The organism is Cupriavidus sp. 01L46, assembly GCF_056399905.1.
Genome location: NZ_JBFTSF010000025.1, coordinates 20,596 through 41,977, shown reverse-complemented (window position 1 = coordinate 41,977; position 21,382 = coordinate 20,596). Strand labels below are relative to the sequence as shown.

18 protein-coding genes are annotated in these 21,382 nt (G+C 65.7%); 17 read left to right on the top strand and 1 reads right to left on the bottom strand.

What is annotated here, in order from left to right; all coding sequences use genetic code 11:
• Positions 1 to 132 precede the first annotated feature (132 nt).
• The 10 genes from AC1DS3_RS07070 to AC1DS3_RS07025 all read left to right on the top strand — a co-directional run bounded on the left by AC1DS3_RS07070 (position 133) and on the right by AC1DS3_RS07025 (position 13,233).
• Complete coding sequence (locus AC1DS3_RS07070; RefSeq protein WP_441640206.1) at positions 133 to 711, top strand: YqaA family protein; 579 nt, start codon at positions 133 to 135, stop codon at positions 709 to 711.
• A 158-nt stretch (positions 712 to 869) separates the two neighbouring features.
• Positions 870 to 4,844: a DUF3683 domain-containing protein gene (locus AC1DS3_RS07065; RefSeq protein WP_477126900.1), complete on the top strand. Its 3,975-nt coding sequence runs from the start codon at positions 870 to 872 to the stop codon at positions 4,842 to 4,844.
• 235 nt (positions 4,845 to 5,079) lie between these two features.
• Positions 5,080 to 5,514: an HIT family protein gene (locus tag AC1DS3_RS07060; protein ID WP_441640208.1), complete on the top strand. Its 435-nt coding sequence runs from the start codon at positions 5,080 to 5,082 to the stop codon at positions 5,512 to 5,514.
• Positions 5,515 to 5,673: 159 nt separating this feature from the next.
• A complete protein-coding gene (locus tag AC1DS3_RS07055) occupies positions 5,674 to 7,557 on the top strand; it encodes an ABC transporter ATP-binding protein/permease (protein WP_477126899.1) in 1,884 nt (627 codons plus the stop codon).
• A gap of 52 nt (positions 7,558 to 7,609) precedes the next feature.
• Positions 7,610 to 8,023 (top strand): gamma-butyrobetaine hydroxylase family protein, encoded by a 414-nt coding sequence (locus AC1DS3_RS07050; protein ID WP_441640210.1) that lies wholly within the window; start codon positions 7,610 to 7,612, stop codon positions 8,021 to 8,023.
• 44 nt (positions 8,024 to 8,067) lie between these two features.
• Positions 8,068 to 8,799, top strand: coding sequence for a bifunctional demethylmenaquinone methyltransferase/2-methoxy-6-polyprenyl-1,4-benzoquinol methylase UbiE (gene ubiE / locus AC1DS3_RS07045; RefSeq protein WP_477126898.1), 732 nt, complete (start codon positions 8,068 to 8,070; stop codon positions 8,797 to 8,799).
• Positions 8,800 to 8,851: 52 nt separating this feature from the next.
• Entirely contained in the window at positions 8,852 to 9,865 is a 1,014-nt protein-coding gene (locus AC1DS3_RS07040; protein ID WP_477126897.1) for a Tim44 domain-containing protein, read from the top strand.
• Between the two features lie 276 nt (positions 9,866 to 10,141).
• Complete coding sequence (locus AC1DS3_RS07035) at positions 10,142 to 10,816, top strand: ubiquinone biosynthesis accessory factor UbiJ (RefSeq protein WP_441640212.1); 675 nt, start codon at positions 10,142 to 10,144, stop codon at positions 10,814 to 10,816.
• Between the two features lie 105 nt (positions 10,817 to 10,921).
• On the top strand, positions 10,922 to 12,499 hold the full coding sequence (gene ubiB / locus AC1DS3_RS07030; protein WP_477126896.1) for a ubiquinone biosynthesis regulatory protein kinase UbiB: 1,578 nt from the start codon (positions 10,922 to 10,924) through the stop codon (positions 12,497 to 12,499).
• A gap of 71 nt (positions 12,500 to 12,570) precedes the next feature.
• Positions 12,571 to 13,233 carry a methyltransferase domain-containing protein gene (locus AC1DS3_RS07025; RefSeq protein ID WP_441640213.1) on the top strand — a complete coding sequence of 221 codons (663 nt, stop codon included), beginning with the start codon at positions 12,571 to 12,573 and terminating at the stop codon, positions 13,231 to 13,233.
• Between the two features lie 49 nt (positions 13,234 to 13,282).
• On the opposite strand, the gene AC1DS3_RS07020 is transcribed toward AC1DS3_RS07025, so the two are convergent.
• On the bottom strand, positions 13,283 to 13,891 hold the full coding sequence (locus AC1DS3_RS07020) for a hypothetical protein (RefSeq protein WP_441640214.1): 609 nt from the start codon (positions 13,889 to 13,891) through the stop codon (positions 13,283 to 13,285).
• 448 nt (positions 13,892 to 14,339) lie between these two features.
• On the opposite strand from AC1DS3_RS07020, the gene AC1DS3_RS07015 reads away from it, so the two are divergent.
• From AC1DS3_RS07015 to AC1DS3_RS06985, 7 genes are all read left to right on the top strand, one after another.
• The gene (locus AC1DS3_RS07015; protein WP_477126895.1) at positions 14,340 to 15,776 is read left to right on the top strand and encodes a high affinity choline transporter 1; all 1,437 of its coding nucleotides are present in this window, start codon (positions 14,340 to 14,342) and stop codon (positions 15,774 to 15,776) included.
• Between the two features lie 199 nt (positions 15,777 to 15,975).
• The gene (locus tag AC1DS3_RS07010; RefSeq protein WP_441640216.1) at positions 15,976 to 16,341 is read left to right on the top strand and encodes an FmdB family zinc ribbon protein; all 366 of its coding nucleotides are present in this window, start codon (positions 15,976 to 15,978) and stop codon (positions 16,339 to 16,341) included.
• 14 nt (positions 16,342 to 16,355) lie between these two features.
• Positions 16,356 to 17,054 carry a DUF502 domain-containing protein gene (locus AC1DS3_RS07005; RefSeq protein WP_441640217.1) on the top strand — a complete coding sequence of 233 codons (699 nt, stop codon included), beginning with the start codon at positions 16,356 to 16,358 and terminating at the stop codon, positions 17,052 to 17,054.
• Between the two features lie 43 nt (positions 17,055 to 17,097).
• On the top strand, positions 17,098 to 18,903 hold the full coding sequence (gene aspS / locus AC1DS3_RS07000; RefSeq protein ID WP_441640218.1) for an aspartate--tRNA ligase: 1,806 nt from the start codon (positions 17,098 to 17,100) through the stop codon (positions 18,901 to 18,903).
• Positions 18,904 to 19,120: 217 nt separating this feature from the next.
• Entirely contained in the window at positions 19,121 to 20,011 is an 891-nt protein-coding gene (locus AC1DS3_RS06995) for a hypothetical protein (RefSeq protein WP_441640219.1), read from the top strand.
• Positions 20,012 to 20,116: 105 nt separating this feature from the next.
• On the top strand, positions 20,117 to 20,590 hold the full coding sequence (nudB, locus tag AC1DS3_RS06990) for a dihydroneopterin triphosphate diphosphatase (RefSeq protein ID WP_477126894.1): 474 nt from the start codon (positions 20,117 to 20,119) through the stop codon (positions 20,588 to 20,590).
• Positions 20,587 to 21,375: an endonuclease/exonuclease/phosphatase family protein gene (locus AC1DS3_RS06985; protein WP_441640221.1), complete on the top strand. Its 789-nt coding sequence runs from the start codon at positions 20,587 to 20,589 to the stop codon at positions 21,373 to 21,375. The genes nudB and AC1DS3_RS06985 overlap by 4 nt, the downstream gene beginning before the upstream one ends.
• Positions 21,376 to 21,382 lie beyond the last annotated feature (7 nt).

Below are 21,382 nucleotides of genomic sequence, written 5' to 3'. Positions count from 1 at the left end.
CCCTTCGCCACCTGGCGCTGCCAGAGGRCGCGCACGGCGTCGGTCGCGGGCGTGCAGGATGGCGCTGCTAGAATGGCCCGCCGCCCGACCGCCACACCGCATTCACCTCGCTCCGGCACCAAATCTCTTTATATGGAAGGCTTCATCGACTGGCTGTTCGAAACCGTTGCCCTGCCCAAGGTGGGCTTGCCGGCTATCTTCGTGGTCAGCCTGGTGTCCGCCACCTTGCTGCCCCTGGGCTCGGAGCCGGCGGTCTTCGCGTATATCAAGCTGAATCCACATCTATTCTGGCCGGCCATCGTCGTTGCCACGCTCGGCAATACCGCGGGCGGTGCCATCGACTGGTGGCTTGGCTACGCGGCCAAGCTGGCCGTGGTGCGCTTGCGCAAGCGGCGCCAGCAGCGCGTGCACGAGGAGGAGCACGCCGAACACCGCCGCCACCCCCGCCAGCCGCGCAAGCCGCCGCTGGATGCGCGCTACTTCCGGTGGATGCGCCGGCTGGGGCCGCCGACCCTGCTGGTATCGTGGCTGCCCGGGATTGGTGATCCTTTGTGCACTTTGGCGGGCTGGCTCCGGCTGTCGTTCTGGCCCAGCCTGGTTTACATGGCGATTGGCAAGTTTCTGCGCTACCTTGCCATGACGATTGCCCTGCTCTGGATCCCGAATAGTTTCTGGCATGGCATCGCAGCCAGCCTCAAAAGCCTGTTCTAGCCAGCGCCTCTCGCGTCACGGCAAGGGTAAAGCAACCCTTGCCCAAGCAAGGTTCTGCCATGTTGCGGTGCGGCGAAAGCAGGCCTTGAAGTACAATTGCCCTTTAAAGACGATCCGGCGCACCGTCTCCGTGCGCTACAGGAAGCGGTCCCCTCCCCATGAACGCCCCACTCGTGCTCGATGCCAAACTCGCCGCGCAGGATGCGCCTGCGCGCCTGCGAGAGATCCCTTATAACTACACGTCATTCTCGGATCGCGAGATTGTCATCAGGCTGCTAGGCGAAGAAGCCTGGCGTATCCTGGCCGAGCTGCGCGGCGAACGCCGCACCGGCCGCTCCGCCCGCATGCTGTATGAAGTGCTGGGCGATATCTGGGTGGTGCGCCGCAATCCCTACCTGCAGGACGACCTGCTGGAGAACCCCAAGCGCCGCCAGATGCTGGTTACGGCACTGCACCACCGGCTCTCCGAGGTCGAAAAGCGCCGTGCCGCCGACCGTGCCGAGCACGCCGAGCCGGCCGCGGAGGACCRCTCCCACCGGGTCGAGCAGCTGGTCAGCTTTGCCAAGCAGGCCATCGAGGACTTCAAGCAGGAGTTCGCGGATGCCTATGACCTGCGCAAGCGCACCCAGCGCGTGCTGGGCCGCATCACGCAGAAGGACAACATCAAGTTCGACGGCCTGTCCCGCGTCTCGCATGTGACCGACGCGACCGACTGGCGCGTGGAATATCCCTTCGTGGTCCTCACCCCGGACACCGAGGAAGAGATCGCCGGCATGGTCAAGGGCTGCTTCGAGCTGGGCCTGACCATCATCCCGCGCGGAGGCGGCACCGGCTATACCGGCGGCGCCGTGCCGCTGACGCCGATGAGCGCGGTCATCAACACCGAGAAGCTGGAACAACTCGGGCCGGTCGAGCAGACCGACCTGCCGGGCGTGGCGCACAAAGTCGGCACCATCTTCTCCGGCGCTGGCGTGGTGACGCGCCGCGTGGCGGATGCGGCGGACAAGGCCGGGCTGGTGTTCGCAGTCGACCCGACCTCGATCGATGCCTCCTGCATCGGCGGCAACGTGGCCATGAACGCCGGCGGCAAGAAGGCCGTGCTGTGGGGCACCGCGCTGGACAACCTGGCCTGGTGGCGCATGGTGGACCCGGAAGGCAACTGGCTGGAAGTCACGCGCCTGGACCACAACCTGGGCAAGATCCATGACGTGGCGGTCGCCACCTTCGAGCTCAAGTGGTCGGACGGCAACCGCGCGCCCGGCGAAAAGCCGCTGCGCACGGAAACCCTGGCCATCGAAGGGCGCAAGTTCCGCAAGGAAGGCCTGGGCAAGGACGTCACCGACAAGTTCCTGGCGGGCCTGCCCGGCATCCAGAAGGAAGGCTGCGACGGCATCATCACCAGCGCGCGCTGGATCCTGCACCGCATGCCGGCGCATGTGCGCACGGTCTGCCTGGAGTTCTTCGGCCAGGCGCGCGACGCCATTCCCAGCATCGTGGAAATCAAGGATTACCTCGACGCCGAATCGCGTACCCCCGGCGGCGCCATCCTGGCCGGCCTGGAGCACCTGGACGAGCGCTACCTGCGCGCGGTGGGATACGCTACCAAGAGCAAGCGCAATGCCTTCCCGAAGATGGTGTTGATCGGCGACATCGTCGGCGATGACCAGGACGCGGTCGCCCGCGCCACCTCGGAAGTCATCCGCATGGCCAACGGCAAGAGCGGCGAAGGCTTCGTCGCGGTCAGCCMGGAGGCCCGCAAGAAGTTCTGGCTGGACCGCTCCCGCACCGCTGCCATCGCCAAGCACACCAACGMCTTCAAGATCAATGAAGACGTGGTGATCCCGCTGCCGCGCATGGGCGAGTACACCGACGGCATCGAACGCATCAATATCGAGCTGTCGATCAAGAACAAGCTCCAGCTGACCGATGCGCTGGAAGCCYTCTTCGCGCGCGGCAACCTGCCGCTGGGCCGCAGCGACGACGCCAACGAGATCCCCAGCGCCGAGCTGCTGGAAGACCGCGTGCAGCACGCGCTGCAGCTGCTGCGCGAGATCCGCTCGCGCTGGACCTACCTGCAGGACCACCTGGATACGCCGCTGGCCACCGCGCGCGCGTCGCTGATCGGCCACGGCCTGGGCCTGCTCGGCCAGGCTTTCGAGGCGCGCCTCGCGCTGCAGCCGGACGCCACCGTGTTCCACCTGCTGCAGGACCGCACCATCCGCGTGTCCTGGAAGAGCGAAGTGCGCGCCGAACTGCGCAATATCTTCAACGGCGGCGAGTTCAAGCCCATCCTCGACGAAGCGCAGAAGATCCACAAGCAGGTGCTGCGCAGCCGCGTCTTCGTGGCGCTGCACATGCACGCCGGCGACGGCAACGTGCACACCAATATCCCGGTCAACTCGGACGACTACGACATGCTGCAGGACGCCCACCGCGCGGTGGCCCGCATCATGGCGCTGGCGCGCTCGCTGGACGGCGTGATTTCCGGCGAGCACGGCATCGGCATCACCAAGCTGGAGTTCCTGACCGAGGACGAGATCGGCGAATTCCGCGAGTACAAGCAGCGGGTGGATCCGCAGGGCCGCTTCAACAAGGGCAAGCTGTTGCCCGGCGCCGACCTGCGCAATGCCTATACGCCGTCGTTCGGGCTGATGGGGCATGAGTCCATCATCATGCAGCAGAGCGATATCGGCGCCATTGCCGACAGCGTCAAGGACTGYCTGCGCTGTGGCAAGTGCAAGCCGGTGTGCGCCACCCACGTGCCGCGCGCCAACCTGCTGTACAGCCCGCGCAACAAGATCCTGGCGACCTCGCTGCTGGTGGAGGCCTTCCTGTACGAGGAGCAGACCCGCCGCGGCATCTCGATCAAGCACTGGGACGAGTTCTCCGACGTGGCCGACCATTGCACGGTCTGCCACAAGTGCGTGACGCCGTGCCCGGTCAAGATCGACTTCGGCGACGTGTCGATGAACATGCGCAACCTGCTGCGCAAGATGGGGCAGAAGAAGTTCAATCCCGGCACCGCCGCGTCGATGTTCTTCCTCAACGCCACCAGCCCGCAGACCATCAACATGACCCGCAAGGTCATGATCGACTGGGGCTACAAGGCGCAGCGCCTGGGCAACGACGTACTCAAGAAGTTCGCCAGGAAGCAGACCGCGCATCCGCCCGCCACGGTGGGCCGCGCGCCGGTGCAAGAGCAGGTGATCCACTTCATCAACAAGAAGATGCCGGGCAACCTGCCCAAGAAGACCGCGCGCGCGCTGCTGGACATCGAAGACAACGAGATCGTGCCGATCATCCGCGACCCGAAGCGGACTTCGCCCGAGACCGAGGCGGTGTTCTACTTCCCGGGCTGCGGCTCGGAGCGGCTGTTCTCGCAGGTGGGCCTCGCCACGCAAGCCATGTTGTGGCATGTGGGCGTGCAGACCGTGCTGCCGCCGGGCTACCTGTGCTGCGGCTATCCGCAACGCGGCAACGGCCAGTTCGACAAGGCCKAGAAGATGGTCACCGACAACCGGGTGTTGTTCCACCGGGTCGCCAACACGCTCAACTACCTCGATATCAAGACTGTGGTGGTGAGCTGCGGGACCTGCTACGACCAGCTTGCCGGGTATGAGTTCGACAAGATCTTCCCGGGCTGCCGCATCATCGACATCCACGAATACCTGCTGGAGAAGGGCGTCAAGCTGGAGGGCGTGACCGGTACGCGCTATATGTACCACGACCCCTGCCACACCCCGATCAAGACCATGGACCCGACCAAGCTCGTCAACGAGCTGATGGGCGGCAACGAAGGCGGTAGCAAGATCGAGAAGAACGAGCGTTGCTGCGGCGAGTCCGGCACGCTGGCGGTGTCGCGCCCCGACATCTCCACCCAGATCCGCTTCCGCAAGGAAGAGGAAATGACCAAGGGCGCGGACAAGCTGCGCACCGACGGCTTTGTGGGTGACGTCAAGATCCTGACCAGCTGCCCGTCCTGCCTRCAGGGTTTGTCGCGCTACAAGGAAGATGCCACGGTCACGGCGGACTACATCGTGGTGGAGATGGCCAAGCACCTGCTGGGCGAGAACTGGATGCCGGACTACGTGGCCAAGGCCAACTCGGGCGGCATCGAGCGGGTGCTGGTGTGATGGGGGAGGCGAGGGCGGTAAGCACGATGCGCTTCGACAAGCCTCTGGTTTGCTCCCCTCTCCCGCTTGCGGGAGAGCAACCGTGTCAAGCGGGGCCGGGGGAGAGGGCGGACGGTCGCCAGCCCGCAGGCTCTCACTCCGAGCAAGCTCCCACCCTCTCCCCCAACCCCTCTCCCGCGGGGCGGGAGAGGGGAGCTGACTTTGGACGGCGGGTTGATGTAGCGGGAGCGCCCGCATGAACCGCGTCCCCAACTGCCCCCTGTGCGACACCGACGGCGGCGAACTGGCCTGGCGCGGCGAGCGCGCCCGGGTCATCCTGGTCGAGCACGAGCGCTTTCCCGGCTTCTGCCGGGTGGTGTGGAATGGCCACGTGGCCGAGCAGACCGACCTGCCCGAGGACGACCAGGCCTGGCTGATGCGGCTGGTGGCGCGGGTGGAGCGCACGGTGCGCGATGTCATGGCGCCCGACAAGGTCAACCTGGCCGCCTTCGGCAATATGGTGCCGCACCTGCACTGGCATATCATTCCACGCTACCGCTGGGATACCCATTTTCCGGAAGCCGTCTGGGCGGCTGCGCAGCGCGAGCCCGATGCCGCGCGCCTGGCCGGCCTTGCGCAGCGCCTGCCGGCCTTGCGCGCGGCCCTGGCGAAACTGGACGAAGCAGGCTGACGCCTGGCGTWGGCGCACCCGTGCCGTGCTGGCATTGCTGCCGGTTTTTTTGAATTTCCGGAACCAGCCGGGCAGCGCCGTCTTCTAACACCCGTTGTCTTCATTCCCACAAGARCGGGGCCCGTGGATCAGCCCTGGCCCGCTTGCGCGAAAGGTGCCATGTCCACACCGACTTCCGTTACCGTTCCAGGCCCGGCCGTGCCGGCCCGTGCCCTCAAGATCCAGAGCCGCCTGCGCATGGGCGAGACCTGGAGCCTGATCAAGCCTTACTGGATATCCGAGGACCGCAAGGCCGGTCTCGGGCTGCTGGCCTTCGTGGTCGCGCTTAATCTTGGCATCGTCTATATCAATGTGCTGCTCAATGACTGGACCCGCGTGTTCTACAACGCGCTGGAGCAGCACGACTACGCCTCCTTCAAGACCMTGCTGATCCGCTTTTCCTGGATTGCCGGTTTCTTCATCGTGGCGGCCATCTCGCGTCAGTACTACACCATGATGCTGCAAATGCGCTGGCGTACGTGGATGACGGGGCGCTTCATGGACCACTGGCTCAGTCATCAGGCGTACTACCGCATCGAGCAGACCCATACCACCGACAACCCCGACCAGCGGCTGGCCGACGACCTGCGCTCGTTTACCGACGGCGCCCTGACGCTGTCGCTCGGGCTGCTCAATTCGGTGGTAACGCTGCTGTCCTTCGTCGGCATCCTGTGGGCGGTGTCCGGGCCGATCAGCTTCATGCTCGGCGGCAATGAGATCGTTATTCCTGGCTATATGGTGTGGTTCGCCATCGCCTACGCGGTGATCGGGTCGCTGATTGCCCACCTGGTGGGCCGGCCGCTGATCGGGCTTAGCTACCAGCAGGAGCAGTACGAGGCGGATTTCCGCTTCACGCTGGTGCGCCTGCGCGAGAACAGCGAGCCGGTGGCGCTGTACCGGGGGGAGCCGACCGAGCAGGCCGGCCTGCGCTCGCGCTTCGACCGCATTCGCGCCAACTGGAACCAGTTGATGCGTTATACGCGGCGCCTGACCTTCGTCAATTCCGGCTATAGCCAGTTCGCCATCATCTTCCCGCTGATCGTGGCCGCTCCGCGGTACTTCGCCGGYAAGATGACGCTGGGCGGGTTGATGCAGGTGAGCTCGGCGTTCGGCCAGGTGCAGGGCGCCCTGTCCTGGTTCGTCGATAACTACGCGACGCTGGTCGGCTGGAAGGCCGCGGCCAACCGGCTGATCGACTTTCGCGACGCCATCCGCGTGGCGGAGCGCCAGGACCAGGAGCACACCGGCGTGCGCGACATCGAGGTGGTCAAGGCCGATGCCGGTGCCGAGGCGGATAACGATGGCATCCGCATCAATACCCTCGCGCTCGCGCTGCCGGTGCGCACCGGCAACGGCGGCGAGATCCACCAGCGGCCGCTGGTGGCGCCGTTCTCGCTGCAGATCGCGCCCGGCGAACGCTGGCTGGTCAGCGGCCCCTCGGGTTGCGGCAAGAGCGTGCTGTTCCGCGCGCTGGCCGGGATCTGGCCCTACGGCAGCGGCACGGTAGCCATGCCCGGCGCGGCTCGCATGCTGTTCCTGCCGCAGCGCAGCTACCTGCCGATCGGCTCGCTGGCCGATGCGCTGGCCTATCCCGACGCCGGCACCGCGCATAGCCGCGAAACCTTGCAGAAGGTGCTGCGCGAAGCCCGGCTCGGCGCCCTGGCCGAGCAGCTCGACGTGTTCGACAACTGGTCGCTGCGCCTCTCGCCGGGCGAGCAGCAGCGCCTGGCCTTTGCGCGCGCGCTGCTGCAAAAGCCCGACTACCTGTTCCTGGACGAGGCCACCAGCGCGCTCGATGAGGAAACCGAAAGCGCGATGTACAGCCTGATGGTGGACGCCCTGCCCGGCGCGGCGATCATCAGCATTGCCCACCGCAGCACGGTTGCCGCCTTCCATGGCAAGCGCCTGCGCTATGTCGCGGCCGACGGAGCGCACTGGGAGGCGGAGCACGATGGGCAAGGCGAGGCGGCTGCGGTAAGCTATCGGGTCGTACACGAAGCGTAAAGGCCGGTGTGGCCGCAACCTGCGGCTCGCCCACAGCCGCGCGCCACCCATCATGGCAGGCCTCGAAAAAGATACTCCCCATCCCACCGCCCTCACCGTGCACACCCAGTCGCGCGTGCTGGAGGTGGGTTTTGACAACGGTTCCAGCTTCCGGCTGCCGTTCGAATACCTGAGGGTGAACTCACCCTCGGCCGAAGTGCAGGGCCACGGCCCGGGCCAGGAAGTGCTGCAGACCGGCAAGCGCGACGTCACCATCGCCGCGGTGGAGCCGGTCGGCAACTACGCCATCCTGATCCGTTTTTCCGATGGCCACGATACCGGCATCTATTCCTGGGAACTGCTTTACCGCCTGGGCGCCCAGCAGGACGCCATCTGGCAGTCCTACCTGGAGCGGCTGCAAGCGGCCGGCGTCGATCGCGACACCCCCATGGTGGCCCCCGGCGGCCATGCCTGCGGCAGCCATTGAGATTGCGTGTCCCCGCGGGCCATTACTGAGTTCTGGAGCGAGTTATGAGCGAGACCCACTTCGGGTTCGAGAAGGTCAAGGAAGAAGAGAAGGCCGGCAAGGTAGCCGAAGTCTTCCATTCGGTGGCCAACAAGTACGACGTCATGAACGACCTGATGTCCGGCGGCATGCACCGGCTGTGGAAGATGTTCACCATCGCCCAGGCCGGCGTGCGGCCTGGCTTCAAGGTGCTCGACATTGCCGGCGGCACCGGCGACCTGGCCAAGGCCTTCGCGCGCCAGGCCGGGCCCACCGGCGAGGTCTGGCTGACCGACATCAATCAGTCGATGCTCCGGGTTGGACGCGATCGCTTGTTGAATAAAGGCATCGTCATCCCCACCTGTCTCTGTGACGCCGAGCGGATTCCGTTCCCGGACAACCACTTCGACCTGGTCACCGTGTCCTTCGGGCTGCGCAACATGACGCACAAGGAGGTGGCACTGTCCGAGATGCGCCGGGTGATCAAGCCGGGCGGCAAAGTCATGGTGCTGGAGTTCTCCAAGGTGTGGAAGCCGCTGGAAAAGGCCTACGACATGTATTCCCTGAAGTTCTTGCCGTGGCTGGGACAGCGCGTGGTACAGGATTCCGATAGCTATCGCTATCTGGCTGAATCGATCAGAATGCATCCAGACCAGGCTTCACTTGTACGGCTGATGGAACATGCGGGCCTGGAGAATGTCGAATACTTCAACCTGACAGCGGGAGTGGTGGCACTCCACGTCGGGCGAAAGTACTAGACTGATATAGGCTCAAAGAAAAATGAGCGAACTTAACAGGGGAAGCACTGATATGTCGCTATTTCGCGCAAAATTCATGGCGGGTGTGCTGATTGGCACGCTCGCCCTCGGCATGGCGCTCGACGCCAATGCCAAACGCCTCGGCGGGTCGCGCAGCATCGGCAAGCAATCGTCCGGCGTGACGCAACGCCAGCAGGCACCGGCACAGCAATCGCCGAACCAGACGCCCGCGCAGCAGGCACCGGCCCAGCAAGCCGCGCCCGCCGCCGCCGGCGCGGGGGCAGCCGCTGCTGCCGCACCCAAGCGTAACTGGGGTGGCATGCTTGGCGRCATCGCCGCCGGCCTGGGCATTGGCTGGCTRCTGTCGCACTTCGGCCTGGGTGGCGCCGCCATGGGCTTCCTGTCCAACCTGATCCTGATCGCCCTGGTGGCATTCGCCGCAATCTGGCTGATCCGCAAGTTCCGCGGTGGCGCCAAGGCGCCGCAGCAACCGGCCTATGCCGGTGCGGCAGCCGGCAGCGGCTCGGGTAACGGGTTTGGCGGCAGCAACGAACCGGTTCTGCGCCAACAAGTGCCGGCTGGCGCACCCAATCCGGTAATGCCCACGCCCGGTTCCGTCGCATCGATGCAGTCCGCCGCACCGGTGATGGCTGGCGCGGCAGCGGCAGCAGGCGCGGCCCAGCCCTGGGGCGTGCCGGCCGACTTCGACACCCAAGCCTTCCTGCGCAACGCCAAGGTCTACTACGTACGCCTGCAGGCAGCCTGGGACGCCGGCAATCTCGAGGACATCCGCGAGTTCACCACGCCGGAAATGTTCGCCGAGATCAAGATGGACCTGTCCGAGCGCGGCACCGAGGTCAACAAGACCGACGTGGTCACGCTGGAAGCCGAACTGCTCGGCATCGAAGACAGCCCGGCCCAGCATCTGGCCAGCGTGCGCTTCTCCGGCATGATCCGCGAAAAGGCCGGCGATCCCGCCCAGCCCTTCGCCGAAGTCTGGAATCTGGCCAAGCCGGTAAGCGGCCCCGGCGGCTGGCTGCTGGCAGGGATCCAACAAACTTCCTGAGTGCAGGGAGTGCCTTGCCGGCAGGTTCAAGGCCGGCAGGTGGCATAGAATGGAGGCCCACGTGAAAACGTGGGCTTTTTTTGTTTGCGGGGGTTGGGGGGCGTTGCTTGATTTGAAAGTCAAAGTCAACGTCAAAGGCAGTTTCACCCCCCCTGCGGGGCGGCGAAACTGCAGTTGCTTTTGACGTTAAGCCGTTGAAGTTGATTTTGACTTTAGAACCGACCAACCCAACCCACTACCCTGAAAGGCCCGCCCCCAGCCCCGCCCAATCCAATCATGACCACCCTCCCCACCCCCCTGGCCACCCCCCCGATCACCGCCCTGAACCACCTGCTGGAACAGGAACCCTGGGCAACCACCATGCTCCAGCCCTTCGCTGGCCGCATCATCCGCTTTGACGCGGCCGCGTTCACGCTCGCATTGAAGGTGACGGGGCAGGGCCTGACGGAGCTGGCCCCGGTGGATGAAACCCCGGCGGTCACGCTGACCGTGCCGCTGCAGCAGTGGCCGCTGGTGGCTTCGGACGTGGCGGGCGGCGGCCAGGCGGCGGCGATGAAGCATGTGCGCATCGAGGGAGATGCCGAGCTGGCCAACACGGTCTCCACGCTGGCCCGCAGCCTGCGCTGGGATGCGGCCGAGGACCTGTCGCGCGCATTGCGCGGCATCCTGGGCGGCCCGGTGAGCGATAGCGTGGCGCAACGGGTGGTGGACGGCGTGCAGCAGGTGCATGCCCAGGCCACGCGGGTGGGTCGCGCGCTGGTCGATAACGTGACCGAATACCTGCTCGACGAGCAGCCGACCCTGGTGCGCCACGCGGCGCTCGACGAGTTCGGCGCCGGTGTGAGCGCGCTGCGCGACGACCTCGCCCGGCTGGAAAAGCGGCTGGAAAAGCTGGAGCAGCGCACCCGCTCCGAGCGTGGCGCCGGCACGTTGCCGTCCGCCCATCGCTGATCGCCCGCGGCCTGCCGCCGCCAGACCCCTGCTCAATTGCGCATCCACGGCTTTATCCATTGCCAGACCGGCCAAGCAGCACGGCCCCAACACTGAAGAACCTGCATGACCCGCTTCCTGCGCCTTTGCAAGATCGTTTTCGTCATCCTCTACTACGGCCTGGACGAACTCGTGCTGTCTGGTTTCAAGAGCCGCCGCATCCGTTTCCTGGTGCGTGTCATTACCATTGGCCGCAAGCTCGACATGCCCCGGGGCGAACGCCTGCGCCTGGCGCTGACGCGCCTGGGGCCGATCTTCGTCAAGTTTGGCCAGGTGCTCTCCACCCGGCGCGACCTGATGCCCGAGGACATCGCCGACGAGCTCGCCAAGCTGCAGGACCAGGTGCCGCCGTTCGATTCGGTCGTGGCGGTCAAGATCATCGAGCGCTCGCTGGGCCGGAAGCTGGCGACGCTGTTCGAGAGCTTCGACCACAAGCCGGTGGCCAGCGCGTCCATCGCCCAGGTTCACTTCGCCATCCTGAAGGGCGGCCCCAACCACKGCCGCGAAGTCGCCGTGAAGGTCCTGCGCCCGGGCATGCTGCCGGTCATCGACAGCGACCTGGCGCTGATGCGGGACCTGGCCGCCTGGCTTGAGCGTTTCTGGGCTGACGGCAAGCGCCTGAAGCCGCGCGAGGTCGTCGCCGAGTTCGACAAATACCTGCACGACGAACTCGACCTGATGATCGAGGCCGCCAACGCCAGCCARCTGCGCCGCAACTTTGCCGACACCAAGCTGCTGCTGGTGCCCGAGGTGTTCTGGGACTGGTGCAGCAGCGAGGTCTTMGTGATGGAGCGCATGCATGGGATCCCCATCTCGCGCACCGAGTCGCTCAGGGCGGCTGGCGTCGACATGCACCTGCTGGCGGAGGAGGGCGTAGAGATCTTCTTCACGCAGGTGTTCCGTGACGGGTTCTTCCACGCCGACATGCACCCGGGCAATATCCTGGTGTCGGTGGCGCCGCAGAGTTTTGGGCGCTACATTGCGCTGGATTTCGGCATCGTCGGCGCGCTGTCCGAGTTCGACAAGAACTACCTGGCGCAGAACTTCATCGCCTTCTTCCGCCGCGACTACCATCGCGTGGCGTTGCTGCACGTGGAGTCGGGCTGGGTGCCGGCCCATACACGGGTGGAGGAACTGGAGAGCGCGGTACGGGCGTGCTGCGAGCCCTATTTCGACAAGCCGCTCAAGGAGATCTCGCTGGGCATGGTGCTGATGCGCCTGTTCCAGACCTCGCGCCGCTTCAATGTCGAGATCCAGCCGCAACTGGTCCTCCTGCAGAAGACCTTGCTCAATATCGAAGGGCTGGGGCGCCAGCTCGATCCGGACCTGGACCTGTGGAAGACCGCCAAGCCCTTCCTCGAGAAATGGATGCACGAGCAGGTTGGCTGGAAGGGTGCCTGGGAACGCATCCAGGTGGAGGCCCCCCAATGGGCCAAGATGCTGCCCGACTTCCCGCGCCTGGCGCACCAGTTTCTCGAGCGCCGCGCACTGGTCGACAATGGCCAGCAGGAGAAGCTGCTGGCCGCCCTGGTCGCCGAGCAGCGCCGCACCAACCGCCTGGTCGGCACGGCCTTGTTGCTGGTTGGCGGGTTCATCGCCGGGGTGGTGCTGACCGAGTTGCTGGCCTGGGTTGGCTACTGGTAGCGCGCGGGATAGTGCCCAGGATAGGGCCTAGGATAGTGCCCAGATTCGCCCGGGCCACGAATGCAAAGTTGATGGAATGCAACGCAGTGGAGGCTAGCTTGACCAAATCCGATAAGGCGCCGAACAAGGCCGCAGCCCCGCCAGCCTTTGCCACGCGCGACGCGGGGGATCCGGCTTTCTGGGATGAGCGCTTCGAGAAGGGCTTCATGCCCTGGGACCTGGGCGGCGTGCCGGCCGATTTCGAGGCCTTCGCCAGCGCGATGGCGCCGTGCCCAACGCTAATTCCCGGCTGTGGCAACGGCTGGGAAGCGGGATGGCTCCATGCGCGCGGCTGGCCGGTGACCGCCATTGATTTCTCGCCCGAGGCCGTGGCCAGCGCGCGCCGCGCGCTGGGGCCGGCCGGGGCCGTCGTGCACGAGGCGGATTTCTTTGCCTTTGCGCCCGAGCCTGCCTGCCAGTGGATTTACGAACGGGCCTTCCTGTGCGCCTTGCCGCCAGCCATGCGGGCCGGCTACGCCGCCCGCGTGGCGCAACTGCTGCCGCCGGGCGGCCTGCTGGCCGGCTTCTTCTTCCTGGACGAGACGCGCGGCGGGCCGCCTTTCGCCATCCCCGAGGCCGAACTGCGCGCGCTGCTTGCGCCGGCCTTCGAGCTGGTGGAGGCGCGGGCCGCCACTGGCTCGCTGCCGGTATTTGCCGGCCGCGAGCAGTGGCAGGTCTGGCGCCGCAGTGCTTAGGTTTCAGGCTTCAAGCTTTAGGGTTCAGCCGCAGGCGTCGGCCTTTGCCTCAGCCGCGCACGCGGGCGTTGTGCTTGTCGTGGTAGATCGCCCGGCTGTCGCGGTTTTCGGCGCGCTGGATGCCACGCTGCGCGCCGGCGCCGACATGGCCGTTGGCGCCGGCGCGCGCTTCGCGCCGATCCACGTGAGCCTGGCCGCGTTCGAGGCTGCCGGCCTCGCGGTTGGTGAGCGAGCCGTTGGCCACGCCGTTCTTGATGCGCTGCTCTTGGTTGATATTGCGCTGCACGTCGGCCTGCATGCGCTGCGACGAGGCACTGGCGGGGTTGCCGGTGATGCCGTTATGCGTGTCATGTGCGATGTCGCGGCTCACGTGGTTCTCGGCACGCTGGATCGACGCTTGCTCGCGCGGGGAGACCGAGCCGTTGGCCAGGGCGTGTGCTTCCATGTGGTCCACGCGTGCGGTCTGCTTTTCCAGGCTGGCCGCTTCGCGCGTGCTCAGGCTGCCGGATTTCAGGCCGTTCTCGATGCGCTGTTCCTGGTTGACGTTGCGCTGCACATCCTGCGAAACCGCCGCGGTCTGGGCGCTGGCCAGGCCGGCGCCGAGCAGGCCTGCGGCAATCATCAGGGTCTTGAGCATCTTGGTTTGGCGGTTCGACATGGTGTTCTCCTTTTCCTCGTTGGGCCGTGTGCGGCAGCGTGGCTCGTGGGCGCGGCGCCCGATGTTGCTGCCTTGGCTTCCTTAATGCGCGGCGGACATGGCGCGCTGACCCAGGGTTTGTAAGCTGTGTAACCGCGCGTAAGCCGCAAGGCTTGCACACCATGGCGGGGCGCCGCGGCCGCGGCGGGCCTCCACGGCGCAGTCCACGTCACCTGTGGCGCCAGGGCTGCACCGTGCTGGCCAATTTCCGCGTGGCGGCGGGTTTTTTTCTCGCCGCGCGGCAGGCGTCGTTATAATCCGCGTTTTGATTCGGCTACGACCGCAGGCTAGCTCAGCCACCCATGCGGCCCCGACCGATGAATTGGACTCCGGGCAAGGCTGGCCGCAAATCCCGCCTCACCGGCAACCGGTTTCTCGCCGCAAGGGCACTTTGGGATAGGGCAGCAGCATGCTGATCTGGTTCGTCATCATCTATTGGGTAATCTCCGTCGGCATTGGCCTGTGGGCCGCGCTGCGCGTGCGCAACGCCACCGACTTCGCGGTCGCCGGCCGCAGCCTGCCGTTCTACATCGTCACCGCCACCGTGTTCGCGACATGGTTCGGCTCGGAGACGGTGCTGGGCATCCCCGCGGTCTTCCTCAAGGAGGGCTTGTCGGGGGTAGTGTCCGATCCCTTTGGTTCCTCGCTTTGCCTGATCCTGGTCGGCCTGTTCTTCGCGCGCCCGCTGTACCGGATGAACCTGCTCACCATCGGCGATTACTATCACAATCGCTACGGGCGGCTGGCCGAGGTGCTGACCACACTGTGCATCGTGATGTCCTACCTGGGCTGGGTTGCGGCGCAGATCAAGGCACTCGGGCTGGTGTTCTTCACCGTCTCGGACGGCGCGCTGTCACAGGAAGCCGGCATGATGATCGGGGCCGCCAGCGTGCTGGTGTACACCCTGTTCGGCGGCATGTGGGCCGTGGCGGTGACCGACTTCATCCAGATGATTATCATCGTGATCGGGATGCTGTATATCGGCTATGAAGTCAGCGGCCAGGCCGGCGGTGTGGCCGCGGTRGTGTCGCATGCGGCGGCGGCCGGCAAGTTCGAATTCCTGCCCTCGCTGGACCTGATCCAGATCATCGGCTTCGCGGCCGCGCTGTTCACCATGATGCTGGGGTCGATCCCGCAGCAGGACGTGTTCCAGCGCGTGACCTCGTCGCGCACCGAGAAGATTGCCGGGCGCGCTTCGGTGCTGGGCGGCGTGCTCTACTTCTGCTTTGCCTTCATCCCGATGTTCCTGGCCTATTCGGCCACCATGATCGACCCGGAGATGGTGCAGAAGTACATCAATACCGATTCGCAGCTGATCCTGCCCAAGCTGATCCTGACGCACGCGCCCATGTTCGCCCAGGTGATGTTCTTCGGCGCGCTGCTGTCCGCCATCAAGAGCTGCGCCTCGGYGACGCTGCTGGCACCGTCGGTCACCTTCGCCGAGAACATCCTGCGGCCCTATTTCCGCCATCTCGACGATCGCCGCTTCCTGCGCGTGATGCAGGCCGTGGTGCTGGTGTTCGCCGTGCTGGTGACGCTGTTCGCGCTGAACTCGCATCTGTCCATTTTCCATATGGTGGAAAATGCTTATAAGGTCACTCTGGTGTCGTCGTTCGTCCCGCTGGCCTTTGGCATGTTCTGGAAGCCGGCCACGCGCCAGGGCGGCCTTGCCGCGATCATCCTCGGGCTGGTTTCCTGGCTGTGCTGCGAGATCGCTTTCGCCGATGCGGCGGTGCCGCCGCAGATGGTCGGCCTGCTGGTCTCCATGGGCGGCATGGTGTTCGGCTCGCTGCTGCCGCAGTGGATCAACGACCATCCGCGTGTCAAGGAAGTCCATCTGGCCTGAGCGTTGCGGGCATCCGGCGGGCCACGCGTGGCTTCGAAGGCATTTCCAGCCCTTTTTCCGCCGGCCCGGCGTTCTCAGAACGGTTTATAATTCAAGGCTTTGCACCGCAAGGTGCGCGCACGGGAGTGGCAACTTCCCGCTCGGCGCGGCCATGCGGTTCCATCCAATTTCCGTTCCAGACTCCTTGCGGAGAGCCACTATGCCGATCTATGCCTATCGTTGCGACGCCTGCGGCCACGGGCGCGATGTGCTGCAGAAAATGAGCGATGCCCCGCTCACCGACTGCACATCCTGCGGCGCGAAGGGCACGTTCAAGAAACAACTGACCGCCGCGGGCTTCCAGCTCAAGGGGTCGGGCTGGTACGTCACCGATTTCCGCGGTGGCAACGGTGGCACGTCCGCTGCGCCCGCCACGGCGGCCGCAGGCAGCGCCACCGAGGGCAAGAGTGAAGCAGCGGCACCGGCCTCGTCCGGCGCAGCCACTGATTCMTCCAGCACCAGCACCGTCAGCACGGCGCCGACCAGCACTGCCGGCGGTTCCGGCAGCGCCGTCGCCAGCCATTGAGGGCAGAACGCATCGTGCCGGCGAAGAAGACTTCCGCCCTCAAGACCTGGTTCCTCACCGGGCTATTGGTGCTGGTGCCGCTGGGCATCACGCTATGGGTGTTGAACCTGGTCATCAGCACCATGGACCAGAGCCTGGCGCTGCTGCCTGAAGCCTGGCAGCCGGTCCAGCTGTTCAAGGTGCGCATCCCGGGCCTGGGCGCCATCCTGACGGTGGTGTTCATCCTGCTGGTCGGCCTGCTGGCCCACAACTTCATCGGCCAGCGGCTGGTGCGCTGGTGGGAAGCGCTGCTGCGCCATATCCCGGTGGTCGGGCCGATCTATACCAGCGTCAAGCAGGTTTCGGATACGCTGCTTTCCTCGTCCGGCAATGCCTTTCGCAAGGCGCTGCTGGTGCAGTACCCGCGCGAGGGCTCGTGGACCATCGCATTCCTCACCGGCCGTCCCGGCGGCGATGTGCAGAATCATCTGCAGGGCGAGTACGTCAGCGTCTACGTGCCGACCACGCCTAATCCGACCTCGGGCTTCTTCCTGATGATGCCCAAGGCCGATACCATCGAACTCGACATGACCGTCGACGCCGCGCTGAAGTACATCGTCTCGATGGGCGTGGTGGCGCCGACCGAGCTGCCGCGCAAGAGCGGCTCGGCGCGCGCCGGTGAGGCGGAGGCAGAAGCCCTCGCCGAGTCCGCCGGCTCATCGCATTCAAATTGATCGCCGGCCGCATCGGCGGCCGCGTTATTCCGGGAATTCTCTTATGTCCTCCATGCGTACTCACTATTGCGGTCTCGTGACCGAACAACTCTCGGGCCAGGAAGTGGCTCTCACCGGCTGGGTGCAGCGTCGCCGCGATCACGGTGGCGTGATCTTCATCGACCTGCGCGACCGCGAAGGCCTGGTGCAGGTGGTGTGCGATCCCGATCGCCCCGAGATGTTCAAGGCAGCCGAAGAGATCCGCAACGAGTTCTGCGTGCGCATCACCGGCAAGGTGCGGCCGCGTCCGGCCGGCACCGAGAACACCAACCTGACCTCGGGCAAGATCGAGGTGCTGTGCCATGAGCTGACCGTGCTCAACCCGTCGGTCACGCCCCCGTTCCAGCTCGATGACGACAACCTGTCCGAGACCACCCGCCTGACGCACCGCGTGCTGGACCTGCGCCGCCCGCAGATGCAGTACAACCTGCGCCTGCGCTACAAGGTGGCCATGGAAGTGCGCAAGTACCTGGACGCGCAAGGCTTCATCGACATCGAAACCCCGATGCTGGGCAAGAGCACGCCCGAGGGCGCGCGCGACTACCTGGTGCCGTCGCGGACCAACCCGGGCCACTTCTTCGCGCTGCCGCAGTCGCCGCAGATCTTCAAGCAGATGCTGATGGTGTCGGGCTTCGACCGCTACTACCAGATCACCAAGTGCTTCCGCGACGAGGACCTGCGTGCCGACCGCCAGCCCGAGTTCACGCAGATCGACTGCGAGACCTCGTTCCTGAACGAGCAGGAGATCCGCGACCTGTTCGAGGACATGATGCGCACGGTGTTCAAGAACGCCATCGACGTCGACCTGGACGCCAGCTTCCCCGTGATGGAATTCCGCGAAGCCATGGCTCGCTTTGGTTCGGACAAGCCTGACCTGCGCGTCAAGCTCGAGTTCACCGAACTGACCGACGCCATGAAGGACGTCGACTTCAAGGTGTTCTCCGGCCCCGCCAATAGCGAGAACGGCCGCGTGGTTGGCCTGTGCGTGCCGGGCGGCGCCGCCATCTCGCGCAGCGAGATCGATGCCTACACCCAGTTCGTCGCCATCTACGGCGCCAAGGGCCTGGCCTGGATCAAGGTCAACGAAGTGGCCAAGGGCCGCGACGGCCTGCAATCGCCGATCGTCAAGAACCTGCACGACGCGGCCATCGCGGAGATCCTGAAGCGCACCGGCGCCAAGGACGGCGACATCATCTTCTTCGGCGCGGACAAGGCCAAGGTCGTCAACGACGCCATCGGTGGCCTGCGCCTGAAGATCGGCCACTCCGAGTTCGGCAAGACCCACGGCCTGTTCGAGGACGTGTGGAAGCCGCTGTGGGTGATCGACTTCCCGATGTTCGAGTACGACGAGGACGATGCCCGCTGGGTCGCCATGCACCACCCGTTCACCAGCCCCAAGGACGAGCACATGCAGTACCTGGAAACCGATCCGGGCAAGTGCATCGCCAAGGCCTACGACATGGTCCTGAACGGCTGGGAAATGGGCGGCGGCTCGGTGCGGATCTTCCGTGAGGACGTGCAGAGCAAGGTGTTCCGCGCCCTGAAGATCGGCGAGGAAGAAGCCCGTGCCAAGTTCGGCTACCTGCTGGACGCGCTGCAATATGGCGCGCCCCCGCACGGCGGCCTGGCCTTCGGCCTGGATCGCATCGTCACCATGATGGCCGGCGCCGATTCGATCCGCGACGTGATCGCCTTCCCCAAGACCCAGCGCGCGCAAGACTTGCTCACGCAAGCACCGAGCTCGGTCGACGAGAAGCAACTGCGCGAGCTGCATATCCGCCTGCGCGCCGCGGAGCCGAAGACGGCCTGAGCCGGGGTTCAGACTGCTTGAAAAGGCCGCGCGACAGCGCGGCCTTTTTTGCATTGGTGGCTGCGATTCATGCCACGTGCCACAGCCAGCCCCCAATCGCTGGTTTCCAATTGTTACATCGCGGAACGAAGCCCCCTCCCGCCCAGTCTTCTTCCTTTATAGCGCCAAGCCGCAAGCCCAATTCGAAGGCACGACGGCCGCGCGGGAGGATTTTGCCGTGCACCTGGATGTAGAACTGATTCGCCAGTTTTTACTGGCCCATGCCGAGACCATCCTCACCTGGCTGGCGGCCGGGCTGGCGATGATGATGCTGGCGCGTTTCGAGCTGCGGCGCGCGGTGCGCCGCTCGGCGGTGGCCATGTCGGAGTCCGTGGCGACCACGGTGGCGGCTTGTGTGCCGGATATCGCGCATGCTGCGAAGACCGGCGGCGGTGGGGGCGTGCCGATGCTGGAGCCGGTGGAGATGCAGCGCGCCGAAGCCCTGCGCCGGGTGGCGCTGGATACGGTGGGCACCGTCATGGCGCGCGGGCGCTGGCTGGAGGACCTTGGCAACCTGAGGCTGCCCGATGACGCTTTGCTGCAGGGCAGCCGCGCGGGCGGCGCGGATCCGTTGCTGGTGGTCGCGCCGCAGCCGGTGGTGCAGGCTTACCTGACGGCCCAGCGCAGCTTCGATGAGTACGTTGTGAAGCTGCGCGACGAGCGTCGCGAAGCGCTGCGGCTGCAGGACGGCTTGCAGGCGCTGGTCGCGGAGGCCGCGCATATCGAGCAGGAGACCGGCAGCATCGTGATGCGCTTCGAGCAGGTCAATGCACAGGCCGCCCAAGGTGTGGAAGCCGGTGACTACCAGCGCTTCCTGATCCAGAAATACAACACGCTGGGCGTGCGCGAAAAAGAGATCGCGCACGAGCGCGCGCAGTTGCAGGCGCAGGTCCAGCAATGCGCGGACCGCCTGGCCGCGCATGCGCAGGTGGCTTCGCGCGAGTACACGCGCGCGCTGACCCCGTTGATGCAGCAACTGCGCGCCGCGTGGGGCCACGGCGACTCGCCGGGCGTATTCGAGACCTGGTTGCGCGAGACGCCGGCTCCGTCCAGCGTCCACGCTGCATGACTGGGCGCGGGCAGCAAGATCGCCATGTTCGTGATGCCCGCCATGTTTCCCATGGTGCCCGGGCGCATCTGCGGTAAGCTTGGGGACGCCGTTTGCCCTATCCCCATGTCCTACAAAATTCCTGAATCCGTCCTGGTTGTGATCCACACGCCAGACCTGCAAGTGCTGTTGATCGAGCGCGCCGACCGGCCGGGCTACTGGCAGTCGGTCACCGGCAGCCTGGACACGCCCGACGAGCCGCTCGGGCTGACGGCCGCKCGCGAGGTGGCCGAGGAAACCGGCCTGATCGCCGCCGAGCACCGGCTGGACGACTGGAACCACACCATCGAGTACGAAATCTACCCGCAGTGGCGCCACCGCTACGCGCCGGGCKTGACACGCAACACCGAGCACTGGTTTGGCTTGCGTGTCGCGCAGCCGGTGCCGGTGACGCTGGCGCCGCGCGAGCACCTGCAGTATCAGTGGCTGCCGTGGCAGGAGGCCGCCGCGCTCTGCTTCTCGACCAGCAATGCCGAGGCGGTGCTGCAGTTGGGCTGGCGGGTGCAGGGGCAGCGTGCGGCTTGCGGAGCGGACCTATGAGGCTGCGCGTCGTCACCTACAACATTCATAAGGGCGTGACYGGCATCAAGGGCAAGTCGCGTATCCATAACGTGCGCGATGGCCTGCACGTGGTGAATGCCGACATCGTCTTCCTGCAGGAGGTGCAGGATCGCAATGACCGCCTGGTGGCGGCAGCCTTGTTCGACCCGGATTACACCCAGCTCAACTACTTGGCGACCGACGCGTATCCGCATTCGGTCTACGGCCGCAATGCGGTGTACGACCACGGGCACCACGGCAATGCCATCCTGTCGCGCCATCCGATCCTGATGTCGGAAAACCTCGACATCTCCGACCATCGCTTCGAGCAGCGCGGCTTGCTGCACGCGGTAGCGGATATGAATGGGGTCGAGGCCCACCTGATCTGCGTGCATTTCGGCTTGTTCGCTCGCAGCCGCGCGCGCCAGGCGGAGGCRCTGGTCAAGCGCGTGCAGGACGTGGTGCCAGCCGAGGCGCCGCTGTTGATCGCGGGGGATTTCAATGACTGGAACCACCGGCTCGACAACCTGATCTGCACCACGCTTGGGGCGACGGAGGTGTCCTCCGCGGGTGGCGCGCGGCTGCACACCTTTCCCAGCCACATGCCCTGGTGGCAACTCGACCGCATCTATGTGCGCGGCTTCGAGATCGAGCACGCCAGCGCGCTGACCGGCCGCGACTGGGCCCAGCGCTCGGACCACGTGCCATTGATGGCGGAGCTTGCACGCATTGCCGTGCCGGAGCGGCCGGTTGTCCACAAGGCCAGGGCAGGCACGACTTCCTGAGGGCTAT